11 protein-coding genes are annotated in these 15,209 nt (G+C 34.5%); 4 read left to right on the top strand and 7 right to left on the bottom strand.

Translation table 11 applies throughout. From position 1 onward, the window contains the following. Positions 1–45: 45 nt before the first annotated feature. The 4 genes from ACP7AQ_RS14095 to ACP7AQ_RS14080 all read right to left on the bottom strand — a co-directional run bounded on the left by ACP7AQ_RS14095 (position 46) and on the right by ACP7AQ_RS14080 (position 8,579). Positions 46–2,004, bottom strand: a complete 1,959-nt coding sequence (locus tag ACP7AQ_RS14095; RefSeq protein ID WP_426095923.1) for a putative porin — start codon at positions 2,002–2,004, stop codon at positions 46–48. Between the two features lie 120 nt (positions 2,005–2,124). Next, positions 2,125–3,990: a S8 family serine peptidase gene (locus ACP7AQ_RS14090; RefSeq protein WP_426095922.1), complete on the bottom strand. Its 1,866-nt coding sequence runs from the start codon at positions 3,988–3,990 to the stop codon at positions 2,125–2,127. A gap of 114 nt (positions 3,991–4,104) precedes the next feature. Further along, a complete protein-coding gene (locus tag ACP7AQ_RS14085) occupies positions 4,105–5,511 on the bottom strand; it encodes a RagB/SusD family nutrient uptake outer membrane protein (RefSeq protein WP_426095921.1) in 1,407 nt (468 codons plus the stop codon). Positions 5,512–5,549: 38 nt separating this feature from the next. Continuing rightward, complete coding sequence (locus ACP7AQ_RS14080; RefSeq protein ID WP_426095920.1) at positions 5,550–8,579, bottom strand: SusC/RagA family TonB-linked outer membrane protein; 3,030 nt, start codon at positions 8,577–8,579, stop codon at positions 5,550–5,552. 198 nt (positions 8,580–8,777) lie between these two features. Here ACP7AQ_RS14080 and ACP7AQ_RS14075 point away from each other — a divergent pair, with 198 nt between their 5' ends. Further along, positions 8,778–9,437 carry a ribonuclease HII gene (locus ACP7AQ_RS14075; protein WP_426095919.1) on the top strand — a complete coding sequence of 220 codons (660 nt, stop codon included), beginning with the start codon at positions 8,778–8,780 and terminating at the stop codon, positions 9,435–9,437. Here ACP7AQ_RS14075 and lipB read toward each other — a convergent pair. From lipB to ACP7AQ_RS14060, 3 genes are all read right to left on the bottom strand, one after another. Next, positions 9,434–10,165 carry a lipoyl(octanoyl) transferase LipB gene (lipB, locus tag ACP7AQ_RS14070; RefSeq protein ID WP_426095918.1) on the bottom strand — a complete coding sequence of 244 codons (732 nt, stop codon included), beginning with the start codon at positions 10,163–10,165 and terminating at the stop codon, positions 9,434–9,436. The genes ACP7AQ_RS14075 and lipB overlap by 4 nt on opposite strands. A gap of 224 nt (positions 10,166–10,389) precedes the next feature. Next, entirely contained in the window at positions 10,390–11,547 is a 1,158-nt protein-coding gene (locus ACP7AQ_RS14065) for a glutathione-independent formaldehyde dehydrogenase (protein WP_426095917.1), read from the bottom strand. Between the two features lie 225 nt (positions 11,548–11,772). Then, positions 11,773–12,498: a hypothetical protein gene (locus tag ACP7AQ_RS14060; protein WP_426095916.1), complete on the bottom strand. Its 726-nt coding sequence runs from the start codon at positions 12,496–12,498 to the stop codon at positions 11,773–11,775. Between the two features lie 266 nt (positions 12,499–12,764). Here ACP7AQ_RS14060 and lysS point away from each other — a divergent pair, with 266 nt between their 5' ends. The 3 genes from lysS (at position 12,765) to ACP7AQ_RS14045 (ending at position 15,162) form a co-directional block, all read left to right on the top strand. Continuing rightward, positions 12,765–14,474 carry a lysine--tRNA ligase gene (lysS, locus tag ACP7AQ_RS14055; RefSeq protein WP_426095915.1) on the top strand — a complete coding sequence of 570 codons (1,710 nt, stop codon included), beginning with the start codon at positions 12,765–12,767 and terminating at the stop codon, positions 14,472–14,474. A 95-nt stretch (positions 14,475–14,569) separates the two neighbouring features. After that, positions 14,570–14,800 carry a DUF433 domain-containing protein gene (locus tag ACP7AQ_RS14050; protein WP_091202359.1) on the top strand — a complete coding sequence of 77 codons (231 nt, stop codon included), beginning with the start codon at positions 14,570–14,572 and terminating at the stop codon, positions 14,798–14,800. Then, the gene (locus tag ACP7AQ_RS14045) at positions 14,800–15,162 is read left to right on the top strand and encodes a DUF5615 family PIN-like protein (RefSeq protein WP_426095914.1); all 363 of its coding nucleotides are present in this window, start codon (positions 14,800–14,802) and stop codon (positions 15,160–15,162) included. Before ACP7AQ_RS14050 ends, ACP7AQ_RS14045 begins: the two co-directional genes overlap by 1 nt. Positions 15,163–15,209 lie beyond the last annotated feature (47 nt).

The raw sequence follows: 15,209 nt of genomic DNA, 5'->3' as shown, positions 1-15,209 counted from the left end.
AAACGCCCAAAAAAAACGATATGAAAAATTGTAATTATTAATAAATTAATTGAAGAAGTTCCAAATCAAACCAAATCGAATCGTGAAATCACGCGATGGATTATTGGGTGACGCATAAAAATTGTTACCCATAAGAGCAGAATTAAAATGTTCCGCTTTGAAATAAATTCTTGTTCTTTGAATTTTTGCGTTAATGAAGAAATCAAGATTAGGATGATTTCCGATTTGCTTTTCATTTTGTACAAAAAACTCTCCTATGACCGGATTGTATTCATTGGCATAGTAGCTGGAAAAGTAATTCAACGAGATACCAGTTTGCAGAAATAATGCTTTTTTGAACAAATAATTTGAATAGTAAATGGTATTACGCGTGACAATTTCAGGAACATTCAGAATTGCATCTTGTTGCTGGGTTTTTTGATATAAAATTGTGTTGTCCAAAGCAAAGTTTCCAAATTTCAGCTCTCTGCCGATTTTAAGCGACAAATAATTTATGGTTCCGTTATATTGCGCTGGCGCAACAATTTGGGATTTATCCAACTTTTGCTGGGTAGTCGATGCATCAGTAAAATATAAATGATCTTTCAAAACCGAAAACTGCAGCTCGGCATCAACCCAAGGGGAAATAGCATTTGCTTTGATTGAATTAATTTTTTCATTTTTAAAATCATTCAACCAGTTGTATTGTACAAAACTGCTTTGGTGCAAATTGTAATTATTATTTGGCAGTTTATTTATATTTTGATACTGAAATGCAAGCTGGATTTCATCATTCAGGTCATATCGCACTTTTGTATCCAAATTAGAAAGCGACTGATCAGTTACGGACCTTGAGTATAAAACTTTAGCATTCCACTTATTACGTCGGTATTCATATTGTCCACCTGCACTGTTGATTTCCTGACTAAACGAACTTGGTACCGTATTTTGATTATCAAAGATAAGAATCTTGTTGTAAAAATAATTTGATCTGAAATCATCAACAAAAAACTGAAAAGTCCCTAAAGTGGTGTTTTCATAGATAAGTCCCACTCTGTTGTACATTTTATTATAACGGGTTTGGTCATTAATCCCACTATCTAAAAATAAATTTCCAAAGCGATATACCGTCTCAGAGCCGACGGTTGATGGAACTGTTTCCTGATTGTATTCGAAAAACTTATTTTCGTAATTAAATTGGTGTGTCAGGTATAGATTATTATCTCCTTTGTTAGAATTAATTCTGAAATTATGATCCAAAAAAACTCTTTTGCCTTTTAGAAACGATTTAGCGTCATTAAAATAGACTTCAAATCTTTGTCGATTGTTATAGTTTGGATCTTCACTTTCAAAATTCTCAATGGTCGTGATTCCTCCATTTTCCTGATTCAAAATATCTTGGAAGGTATAATGAGCTTTCGCAAAATAGCGTTTGTTTTTAGTGTTGTAATTGGTGGTAAATCTAAAATTACCCGTACTGGATAATTGGTTGAGATATTCTCCTTCTGAACGCAAACCTTTATAAGCAATAGAAAAATTAAGATTTTCAGAAGTGTTTAAAGTAATAAAAGCATCAACAGACTGTCCTTTTTTTATGGTGGTTTTAAAATATAATTCGGTCACTGGAGTTGCAACTGAATAATAGCGTATTTGATTAGCTTCTAAAAAATTAAAATGTTTTGCTTTAAAACCAAATTCCGGATATGGTGAAAAATCGGTTAAGCTATATTGCAACGTATTGTAGGTTTGTCCATCATTTGCAAAAGGTAAAAGTCCAAAAATATCTTTTCGCAAATAGTTATGACTGTATTCCTTTTGAATTGTAAGAGAAGTATCGATGTAAGTTGTATCGTTATCTATACTGATTACCTTGTAAAGATCGATGGTGGCTAGTTTATTAACCGCTTTTTTTATCGAATCAGAACTAGTGTCTTTATTATTTTTACGTAAGCTATCAATCTCCTTTTTTTGAGAAAATAATAGGATTGGTAAGGCTAAAAAATAAAACAAAAATAATATTCTCATTTGGAAGGAATCTTGTTAGTAAATTTAAAAATAACGAAACAAAGGTATAGCATAAATGCCTATAAATAAAAAAACATCCAAGGAAGCGGATGTTTTTGTTATAAAAAAAAGTTACGCTATCTATTTTTTAATGAACTTGATATTGATGGTTCTGTCCGCACTAATAAATTTGACAAAATACATCCCAGAAGTCAAATCAGAAACTTTGATACTGTTTTTTTGATCATATTTAAAAATACGAAGTAATCTTCCCGTTAAATCATAAATTGCAATGTCAGAAAGATCGAAAGACGATGGTAAATCAAAAGAAAGATTTTCTTGAACAGGATTAGGATAAAATTTAATAAGATCGTTCTTGTCAAAATCTAAAGAAGATAAAGAAGTATTATCAAAACCACCGGCAATAAGAGTAAAATCTTGAGTTCCTGATAATAAAGCACCTTTGTTTGTTACTTGGATTGTATATGTTCCTGCTGGTGCATTTTCAATAAAGACTTTCTCTATGTTATCAACATTATTATCAGAACTTTGAGTAGCAGCACTGTTTAAAGAAGTAGGATCCAATTTCCAAGGAAAAAAAACAGTACCGGATTCATTTATAATTTTAAGATCTAAATTATTGACTAAGTTAGTTGTTCTGTTATCTTCTGTGATTGGTGTAACAACAGCACCCAAAGCAACAGGATCAGTCCAAGCTATAGAAACATTTAAAGCCCTTGGAGAAGAAATTGTGATCTGTTTAGTGAAAACAACTTTGTCTGTTAAACTCGTTTCTAAAATTAATGAAGTCTTTCCGTTTGAACTAATCAATTTAGCAGCTTCTTCTCCATTGGCCAGACCCCATCCGTATGAATAATCAGGTCCCATTGAAAACCCTGCTTCATCTGCGGTATGACACAACAAACCACGAGCGGTTGCAGCTTTCATAAATGTGGCATTCAAATTATTATAATGCTGCTGCAGTAACACAATTAAGCCTGTGATTGCGGGAGCGGCCATTGAAGTACCACTTAACGTTTCATAGGTATTATCATTTGGTCCGTTGCACGAATATACTCCTACTCCTTTAGCACTGATGTCTGGCTTTATCCTGCCATCATCAGTAGGGCCGTAATTACTAAACGAACTCATTGTCACGCTCCCTGGACCTGTATAATTTAAAACTGAATTAACAGCCGCAACGACAATTGTATTTTTAGATATGGTGGCTCCTGTAAGCATATCGAAACCACCTTTAGCATTTATTTGTGGGTGGTCACTATTTCGCGAATTACCTGCTGCAACAACAATTTGATAGTACGGAAAAACCTCTGAAATTTTATCAAAATCAGACGAGGTTTGATCATAATAACCAAATCTGGCACTTGCGAAAGAATTTGAAATACTATAACCATATGAGTGATTTGAGACTAAATACCCCTCACCACCAAAACTTGTCATTTCTTCAACATCACTATCCCAAAAAAAAGTTTTTGCTTTTGCTTGATATGCTAGACCTCTAGCTCTAGCAACAACACCTGATCCAATTATGGTACCAGTCACATGCGTAGAATGAGCGCTAGGAGATACTGCTCCGTCACCAAAAGAAACCTTTGACCCAGACAACTCCTGATGTGTTCCCCTAACTTTCCCGCCATCCCAAACTCCAGCAGTAATGCCATTACCAGTTAAATTAAGACCTAAAACACCGTTAGGTTGCAATGAATTTGCTCGAATGGTAGCAGCAGAAGCGTCATTTTCAATTGTGTAAAAAATAGGTACACCATCATAAATACGCTGGAGCGAACTTGTTTCCGAACCTAGCAACCTATACTGAAGCTTATAATTGTGAACTTTTCTTTTTTGCTCCTTTTGTGCTTCTGATAATTTAACAATAAAACTATTGATTTTTTCATTGTCATAGGACTGTGTAATTTTCTTTCGTTCTTCTATGGTCTGTGCAATAGAAATTTGAAAAATCAGTATGCAAAATAATATTTTTTTCATTTATAAAAATTAAGTATTGACTTTAGTATACTATTATTTATTAAAAAACTTGAAACAAAAAACCTCCCAAATGGTTAAAAAAGGGAGGTTGTTTGAAAATACTAGATTTATAAATTAGTATCCAGGATTTTGCTGTAAATTACTATTCAAATCTCTTTGAAATTGGGGAATAGGAAGTTGCCATTTAAAACTACCTGCCGGAATTGTTAGAGCAGTAGCTTCAACTTTAGTTCCGAGACCACTAGCATAATCACCCTCCACAGCATTTCTCACCATTGCTGAACCTAATCTTTTCAATGTAAAGAAACGATCCATTTCAAAAGCTAGCTCTAATCTGCGTTCCAACAAAATAGAATTTAATAACGCAGCTCCAGATTCATTTCCAGAAACGAAAGCCGAATATCTTTGTGCTCTTACTGCATCAAGGAATGCTAAACCTCCACCATTGATTCGGTACTGAGCCTCAGCCATATTTAAATACACTTCCTCTACACGCAACACTTTTATATCAACAATAGCTGGATTACCAGTTAAACGACTAAGATATTTAATAACATGATTATAAGGTATCCCATTAAAAGGACTTGTAGAGATGTATGCAGCCTTTCTAATATCGGTTGTTTGGAACAAATCAGAAAAACTCTTAGGCACAACAAACTCAGAACGAACACCACTTGCAACTGTCTGGTTATATACAACACCAGGAGTTACGCCATCGACTTGATCAATTCTAAGTTTAAACAAAACACCGGAAGAGTTTACATCTTTCCACAAATTTACAAAATTAGCTCTTGGACAAACTGTATTTCCCGCTATAGCAAGATTTCCATATTGAATAACCTTAGGAAAATCACCTAAATAAAGATACACTCGAGATAACAAAGCATAGACAGCCGACTTTGATGCTTTTCCAGAAGCAATCGCATTAGTTGTACCAATTTTATCAGCAGCTATAAGTAAATCATCTACTACTTTTTTATAAGTAGCTTCTACAGTTGGCCTTGATGGTTTAGAAAAAGGTTCAACAACATCTAAGTAATACATCCCTAAAGAAGCGTTAGCATCAGGTGCCTGAGTAGGAATTTTAGAATAAATCCTAACCAAATCAAAATTATTTAATGCTCTAATAAAACGAGCCTGTCCTTCTATATTATCTCTAGCAGCATTTTGAGGAATGATATTAATATTATCAATCACTCTAGTTGCAGTTTCGGCAGCTCTGTAGGCACTAATATAATAATTAAAATGAGAACTATTTGGCACTGAAAGCAATCTGAAACCATCTGCATTAGACTGACGTCCTTCTACTTTAAGGATTAGATTATCAGTCATCACTTCAGAATCGATAACAAACTCAGAGCCGTAACCTCCGTCACCTCCATTTTTTATCATGTAGCTGTAAGCTCCGGTTAACATATTCTCAAAATCAGCAGCGTTACGTAAAACAATGGACTCACTGATGGCATTGTAAGGTGCGAATGTGATATCTTCATCGTCGCATGAATTTAATGCGAAAGACAAAGCAACAAGGTAAATTATTTTTTTCATAATTATTTTAATTATAAATTAATTGATACTCCAAAAAGGAATGTTTGAACATTAGGATAAGAATACAATGCAAATTGTCCAGGTACTAATAAAGTTGTTTGATTCTCCGCACTACCTATTCCTACTTCAGGATCTCCATTGAACTTAGACCAAGTGAATAAATTTTGCATCTGAGTGTAAATTCTAAACTCATCTAATGGTAAATTAGGGAACGCTTTCTTTGTGAATTTATAGCCAATATTTAGATTTCTAAATCTAATATAACTTGCATCCTCAAGAAAACGATCTGATTCAAGATTAGAATTTATACCTGACAATTGTCTTGGTGCAGGTAAAGAAGCTGTAGTATTAGTTGCAGTCCAATAATCAAAAGCAGCAACAGCCTGATTTCTATTTGGTGCAGCACCATCAGCAACCATATTTTGCCACATGTAATTATACGTGTAGTTACCTTGTTTAAATACAAAGTCAGTTGAGATGTCAAAACCTTTGTAGGCAAATTGCATCCCAAAACCACCTTCATATTTTGCATAAGGGGTTTTACCAGTAAAAGCTCTGTCACCAGCACTATAAACGTCCGTTACAGTACCATCTAACTTTGTATACGTTGCACGACCATTTGTAGGATTGACACCTGCATAAGGTACAAGAAAGAAATCATCTGGTGAACGACCCACTTTATTCCATGTTAAACCTCTTGAAAGTTGATTATTAGGATCACCAGGACGGTTTAGCTCATTAATTTTTCTATCAAAAACAGCTGCATTAACATAAAAAGACAAAGTTGTATTTTCGTTTTTGATAGCAAATGCTTTCAATTCAACTTCGGCTCCTTTTGAAGTCCAGTCCCCTGCATTAATAAGTGTTGAAAATGCTGTCCCTACAGTCGTATTATCGCTGTAGATGAAATCATTTCTTTTATCTTGAAATATTGAGCTTGAGAATGTCAACCAATTATTAAAAGCAGCAGCTTCAATACCAACTTCATATTTCTCTGCTTTTTCAAACTTTAAATTATTATTTCCAACTGTACTTCCTGTTAAAACAGTTCCTATATTACCTCCATATTGACTGGTACTAAATAAACTTTGAGCTGTATAACTTCCTATACCATTAGTTGAATTTAGCTCTCCGTAAGAGGCTCTCAATTTTAAATTGTTTAGCCAAGTAACATTACTCATGAATGATTCTCTAGTAACATTCCATCCTACAGAAGCTCCTTTTGCAAATTCATATTTATTGTTACTTCCCAGTACAGATGAACCATCTCGTCTACCATACAACGAAACTAAATACTTACCATCAAAATCATAATCAACATTTGCAAACATACTTACTGTAGCATTTTCAGTTCTTCCAGTGAAAGGAACGCCAACTACTGCAGTACCTGCTGTAGGCAAATCTCCGTTTACATATCCTTTTCTAGTTAATGAGTATGACCTAAAATTTGACTTAAAATACTCATACATTACAGTAGACTCAAAGTTATGCTTATTATTGATACTGTATTTGTAACTCAAACTATTTGTCAACTGATATTCTAATGAATCCCAACCGTTATCAGTTTTTTGACCTCTAGCTGTAGGATCACCCACAATTAAATCTAAGAATGACGAAGGCTTAATAAAAGATTCACGTTGGTATCTTTCATAATTCATATTCATCTGAGTCTTGAATTTTAAATCTTTTATAATTCCTAATTCAACATACGGACGACCATACAACCTAAAGAAACGACGTTGCTCAGTATTATTAACTATTGCTTCTTGAATAGGAAAACCAGCAAGTAAACTTGTATTGTAAACCGGGTTTCCTAAAATATCATTAACTACATTTCCATTAACATCTCTGGCAAAAAAAGGCTCGTAAGGATTGTAATCATACATTGCTCTAATAGGGCTTTGTGCATTATTACGGTCTCTTGAATCATTAAATTTCTCATAAGAACCACCAATATTAAAACCAATTTTAACATTAGGATTTGCAGTATATTCACTATTATACCTTGCGGTAATTCTATTAAAACCCTTCAGTTTATCAATAATTCCTGAATCTTCAGTGTAACCAACAGACATAAAATTAGTAAACTGTTCATTACCACCTGAGTAAGAAATATTACTATTTTGAATAAATCCTTTTCTTAGCAAATCATCTTGCCAATTGTGATCGTATGACCTTAGTAATGCCACTTGAGCAGGTGTTTTACCAATAGACCCTCCTTGACCAATTAATCCTTCATATCGGATTTTTTCATCTGCATTCATCATGTCAAATGGATCCGCGATTTTTTGAGTAAAACCAAGAGAATTATTAAATTGGAATTTAGCTTTTGCATTTTTACCTTTCTTAGTAGTAATTACAACAACTCCATTTCCACCACGAACTCCATAGATAGCAGCAGAAGCACCATCTTTCAGAATCGAAACAGATTCAACGTCATTTGAACTTAAAGCGGAAGCTTCAGCCCCACTCACAAAAGCACCATCCACTACATAAATAGCCTCAGCTGTACCACCTGTAATACTGACAGCTCCACGCACAGTTACAAAGGCAGCAGCACCCGGTTTTCCATTAGCGGCAGTTACTTGTACTCCAGCTGCTTGACCTTGCAAGGCATTTTGAATAGTTAAGGCAGGAGACTGCTTAGCAATTTCGTCTGCTGAAACCGTTGAAATAGAAGATGATAATTTTCTTGAATCTCTAGAATAATATCCTAAATTTGTTTGAACAATTACCTCATTCAAACTTACTCCATCTTGCATAGCAACATTTAAATTGTTTGACGAACCAACTGTTTTTGAAGTTTCAGTCATTCCAACAAAAGAAAAAACTAATACGTCTCCAGTTTTTGCTCTGATAGAATATTTTCCATCTAAATCTGTTTGAACTCCTGCCTTGGAACCTTTTACCGAAACATTCACACCAGGTAAAGGGCCCGTTGCATCAGAAACTACTCCAGATACCGTTTTCTCCTGAGCAAACGATAACTGCATCGATAACGCTAAAAATAGCGTGATAATCCATTTGTACTTTGATCTCATATTAATTTATTAAATTAGTTATTCGACAAAAATCATAATAATTTCTTAAAGAAACAAATTTATTTTACAAATAACGAAACGAACATTTGTTAAAGTTTCTACTCAAAATAATAGATTACCTCATTATTTTTTGACATTTACTACATATCATGTGCTTATAAGACTTCTCAAAGCTATATTTTTGTCAAAATTAATTTAATGTTAAGCCCCTTCTTTTTAACACCACATTTAGAAACAGGAACTGACGAAGCTGGTCGAGGTTGCCTTGCTGGGCCTGTTACTGCAGCCGCCGTAATATTACCATCTGATTTCCAAAATGAGTTTTTAAATGACAGCAAGCAGTTATCTGAAAAAGTTAGAGAAAAATTAAGACCTATTATAGAACAGCAGTGCATTTCATTTGCGGTAACACATTTAGAGCCTTTAATTATTGATGAAATCAATATTTTAAACGCATCTATAAAAGCGATGCAAGAAAGCATTTTAAAATTAGATCCAAAACCTGTTCATATTATAGTCGACGGAAACAGTCCATTCATACCCAAAGGAGGAATTAAAAACCGTGGAGGGAAAATTTTCACTGATGCGGAAATTGAAATTCTAAATTCAATTCCTAATACCAGTATCATAAAGGGAGATTCAAAATTTATGAGTATTGCTGCCGCTTCCGTATTAGCTAAGACTTACAGAGATGAGTATATGAACCGGATACATGAAGAATTCCCGATGTATAATTGGAAACAAAACAAAGGATATCCCACCAAAGAACACCGTGAAGCAATTCGGAAATTTGGGACCACTAAATACCACCGAATGACATTTCGATTGATACCAGAACAATTAAAATTAGAAATTTAGATTTTTAATTGCTGTTTAACGATTTCAGATTTCTCAAAAGTCGCTTCAAAAAGAATGGAGAAATGTTTCAGGATTTTTTCTTTCACTTCTGTTTCATTTACTCTTTCAACGCCAAGTTCTACGTTTAAAGAGGTTACGGCTTTGCCACGAATCCCGCACGGAATAATATTGTCAAAATAACCCAAATCAGCATTCACGTTTAGCGCAAATCCATGCATCGTTACCCAACGGGACGCGCGAACGCCCATAGCGCAAATTTTTCTGGCAAATGGAGTTCCTGCACCCAACCAGACTCCGGTTTCGCCTTCACTTCTGCCGCAAACTATTCCATATTCCTGAAGGGTAAGAATAATAGCTTCTTCCAGAAAACGCAAGTATTTATGAATATCAGTAAAGAAATTTTCTAAGTCAATAATTGGATAACCTACAATTTGTCCTGGCCCGTGGTAGGTAATATCACCGCCACGATTGATTTTATAGAAAGTCGCTCCTTTGGCTTCGAGTTGTTTTTCAGATAAGAGCAAATTGCTTAAATCTCCACTTTTCCCCAAAGTATAAACATGAGGGTGCTCCACAAAAAGAAAGTAATTGGGCGTTTCCAAATTAGTTTCTTCTCTCCTATTTTTAATTTTTAAGTCAACGATTCCTTTAAACAATTCTTCTTGGTATTCCCAAGTTTCTTTATAATCTTTACTTCTTAAATCTTTAAGTTGGATGATTTTGTTCATTTTTTTTTTGAGATGCCAAAGGTTTTAAGAAACAAAGGTACAAAGGTTTGAAATATGAATTTTGAAAAGTAGATCACAATTTATATGACAAGAACAATAAATGGATATTAATAACCTATTTTCATAGAACTATTAATATCCATTTATTACTCCATGGAATCGAGCAAAAAGGTGTTAGGACTTCCTTTCCAGTTTGTACTTACTGCAATAAACAATTAAATAATTTATAATTTTTTACCCATAACCATCTCTGGTTTAAGGATCACTTTTGTCCATCCATTGTCACGGGCATCAAAATGTTTGTATGCATCAGGAGCCTCGTCTAATGAAAGTTCATGCGAAACAATTAATGATGGTTTTGCTTTACCCACAGAAATCAATGTAGAAAGTTGGCGGTTATACGATTTTACATTCGCCTGTCCCGTGGCAATTTTTTGCCCTTTCATCCAAAACTGACCAAAGTCAAAATCCATGTGTCCTTCTTTTTGTAACTCTTCTTTAGATTTCGGGTCTTTTGGCACAAAAACCCCTACGACTCCGATACAACCTGTTGCTTTTACGGCTTGGACGAGTTCGTTCATCGTTATATTAGAATGCTCCGTACCATGTTTGTCACAACATTGATAACCGACACATTCGCAACCTTTATCCGCACCCATTCCTTTGGTTAGTTCCAGCACTTGTTCCACAGCAGAACCTTTCGAAAAATCAATTGCAATAGCACCCAGTTCTTCAGCAAGTTTCAACCGGTCAGGATGATTATCAACCACCATTATTTGGCTAGCGCCTTTTATACTTGCTGAATGTGCCGCCATAAGTCCTACTGGACCTGCGCCATAGATAACTACTGAATCACCAGGTTGTACACATGCCAATTCCGTGGCGTGATATCCAGTAGGGAAAATATCCGATAACATTACATAGTCATTTTCCTTTTCAACAGCGTCTTCCGGTAATTTGAGACAATTAAAATCGCCATGAGGAACGCGCAAATATTCAGCCTGCCCGCCACTAAAAGGCCCCATTCCGGCAAAACCATAAGCAGCACCTGCAAATCCTGGGTTCATTGTAAGGCAATAACCTGTTAAACCACTTTCGCAATTGCGGCAATGACCGCATCCAATATTAAATGGAAGACAAACCATATCCCCAATTTTAATTTGAGTTACGGCTTTGCCCACTTCCACAACTCTACCCATGTTCTCATGTCCAAATATCCTTCCGGATTCCATATCGGTGCGGCCTTGGTACATGTGCAAATCCGACCCACAAATATTAGTTGCGGTTATTTTTACCAATACATCCGTCGGTTGCTCAATTACGGCATCCGGCATTTCTGTGACCCTTACATCGAGCGGGCCGTAATAAACAATTGCTTTCATACTATCTATATTTAAATCGTTATACTTATTGATTAAGGTATTTATTCCTTTTCATTTCAATACATTTTTGGAATTTAATAAAAATTTAAAGATATAGTTATTTTTTTAAGTTATTGTAAATCAATTAGTTAATATAGTGTTATAGTTTTAGGAAGCGAAAATATGAGTGAAAATAAATGGGATCTTTTAATGGTTCCTTTTTTATAAGAAAGTACAGTACTAATATTACTCTAAAAGCACCTCTAACGAAGTGATTTCAGGATTTTGTAAACAATCAGTTAAAGAAAATTGTAGTTCCAAGGATTTGCGGTCTTCACTAATATTTGCTTTTGAATTTGAAACCGATTTTATTTTTTTTGGAAAATAATATTTTAAAACATAGTCTTGCGTAATTTTGAATTTAGAAACTTGCGATTTATAATTTTCAATCTTGCCTTGCTGTTTTTTTAATTCAATTCCATCTGTAATTTTGACTATCCTATTAAAAACACTTCCGTTAAAAGTGTAGTTCACACTGTAATAATGCTCCTCGGCAACCAATGCATAATTATTTTCTATATCATCTGCGTATTCTTCGGTTTTGTGTAAATCGGCAACCTCCTCTATTTTAGTAAAATTCTGAGTGATTGTTGTGCGAAATTCTTTCTCAAAAGAACTTTTCTTGACATGCACTTTTACAGTATTAAATTTTTCAAAAATGGCTTTTTCAAAAGCTGGCAATCTGGAAAACGTTTCGGAATGTTTTGTTATCAAATCCTTAAAAACATAAGTAGTATCCTTAAAAACATCTTCTTTGGAATATTCCTCTCCCACCAATTGCATGTAACTTTGTTCCTCACGCAGTTTGCTAATTTCTATATTCCCGGTTCCGTCCTGGTTTAAATGCATGGTTTCTGTGACTTGGCAATTTGTTAAGAATACTGATAATAATAATGTGATGTATTTTTTCATTGGATTTTTGCGAAATGATTTGATTTCAAATATACATGATTTGTACTATTTTTCATGTTTTTTTGAAAAATAAAAGTCGTTGCATAGCCCCGATAACAGCGGCATCCTTTTTTTCTTGTTTTTTTCGAACAAGAAAAAAAGATAGAGCGAATAGCGGGACAAATCGTCTTGAAAAAACGAAATATTGTGCTTCAAAAAACGATACATTTTAAACTTTAAATTTAAAAACTTATATAGTATCTTTGCGCTCTTAAAATCAGAATAAAATGGCATTATCCGAACAAGAAATATTACGTAGAGAAGCACTTACCGAATTACGCAATTTAGGCATTGAGCCTTATCCGGCAGCTGAATTCATTACAACTGCCTATTCCAGCGAAATCTTAGCCAATTTCGAAAAGTACGAGGGAAAAGAAGTTGTTTTAGCAGGACGTTTGATGGGGAAGCGTATCATGGGAAAGGCGTCATTTGCGGAATTGAAAGATGCTGAAGGACGTATTCAAATCTATGTTTCGAGAGATGACATTTCGACTGATGAAGAGAAGACAATGTACAATGTAGTTTTCAAAAAACTATTAGATATTGGTGATTTTATTGGGATTCGCGGAACGGTTTTCAAAACACAAGTTGGTGAAATCTCAGTTCATGTTTATGGATTGACGGTTTTGGCAAAAGCCTTAAAACCACTTCCTGTGGTAAAAACGGATGCTGATGGGAAAACGTACGATGCTTTTGCTGATCCCGAACAAAGATACCGTCGTCGTTACGTGGATTTAACCGTAAACGATTACGTGAAGGAAACGTTTATCAAAAGAACTAAATTGTTCAATGCAATGCGTTCTTTCTTTAATGACAAAGGATATCTTGAGGTAGAAACGCCTGTTTTACAACCAATTCCTGGTGGTGCTGCGGCGCGTCCATTTATCACGCACCACAACGCGCTTGACATGCCTCTGTACATGCGTATTGCCAATGAATTATACTTAAAAAGATTGATTGTTGGTGGTTTTGATGGAGTGTATGAGTTTTCGAAAAACTTCCGTAACGAAGGAATGGACCGAACTCATAACCCAGAGTTTACCGCCATGGAAATATATGTAGCTTACAAAGACTACAACTGGATGATGAAATTCACTGAAAACTTGTTGGAACATTGCGCCATAAGTGTAAACGGAACTTCAGAAGCGACTTTTGGGGAACACACTGTGAACTTCAAAGCGCCTTATGCTAGAGTTACAATGACTGATTCTATCAAACAATTTACTGGTTTTGATATTTCAGGAAAAAGTGAAGTTGAATTATTTGATGCAGCAACAGGAATGGGTATTATTGTGGATGCAACCATGGGTAAAGGGAAATTGATTGATGAAATCTTCGGTGCTAAATGCGAAGGAAATTATATTCAACCAACTTTTATTACTGATTATCCAAAAGAAATGTCTCCGCTGTGCAAACAACACCGTGATAATCCGGAATTAACGGAACGTTTTGAATTAATGGTTTGTGGTAAAGAAGTAGCGAACGCTTATTCTGAATTGAATGACCCGATTGACCAAAGAGAACGTTTTGAAGAGCAGATGAGATTATCTGAAAAAGGAGATGATGAAGCTACTGGAATTATCGATGAAGATTTCTTGAGAGCGTTAGAATATGGAATGCCACCAACTTCCGGATTAGGAATTGGAATGGACCGTTTGATGATGTTCCTGACCAATAATGCTTCTATTCAAGAAGTATTGTTGTTTCCACAAATGCGACCAGAGAAAAAACAGGTGAAAATTGAATTGGAAGAGGATGAAAAATTAATTGTCACGCTGTTACAAGAAAATGAAAACCAAATGGAGTTCGGTCTGCTAAAAATCAAATCAGAATTAAGTGGTAAAAAATGGGACAAAGCCATGAAAAATTTATCTTCTTTAGGATTGACCGAAGTTGTCGTAAATGGTGATGTAAAAGCTTGTAGATTGAAAGAATAAGTTTATTCGAAAAATATATTTGTAAAAAGGAGCTTCAACTGGAGCTCCTTTTTTTTATAGAATATTATCTTTATATTTGAGTAAAATTAATCGAGATGGAAAATCTAATTTCACGAATTACAATAAACCCCGATGTTTGCCACGGAAAGCCAACCGTAAGAAATATGAGATGGCCCGTGGAAGTAATATTAGATATGTTAGGTTCTGGTATGGAAACCAGTGAAATCTTAGACGATCATCCTGAATTAGAGAGAGAAGATATTTTAGCATCGTTATATTATGCGAAATTATCGATTTCAGGAGATATTCTAAAAGAAGTAAGTTAATGAAATTTCTATGTGATGTACATATTTCAATTAAACTTACAAAACACATCAACAATCAAGGATTTGAATGCACTCATATCAATACTATTTTAGATAAATGGTTTACAACAGATAGTACTATTGCTAAATTTTCCGACCTAAACGATTTTATATTAATCACGAAAGATTTTGATTTTAAAAACTCGTTCCTAGTACAAAAAAGTCCAAAAAAATTAATAAAGATAAATTTAGGCAATATCTCAAATGCTCAATTAATTAAGGTCTTTGATAATTTTATCAGTGAAATAGAAACGATTAACAAAACCCATAATCAATACATGATTGAAATTGACAGCCATTTTATCAAGGTGACCACTATTTAATAAACTGATGCAAAACTTAAAAAATTGTCTAATTTGAACTTTTTGTA

The sequence above is a fragment of the Flavobacterium sp. DSR2-3-3 genome, from assembly GCF_049896585.1.
Lineage (GTDB): Bacteria > Bacteroidota > Bacteroidia > Flavobacteriales > Flavobacteriaceae > Flavobacterium.
The sequence above is the reverse complement of the archived record's forward strand: the minus strand, read 5'-3'. Positions and strand labels throughout refer to the sequence as shown.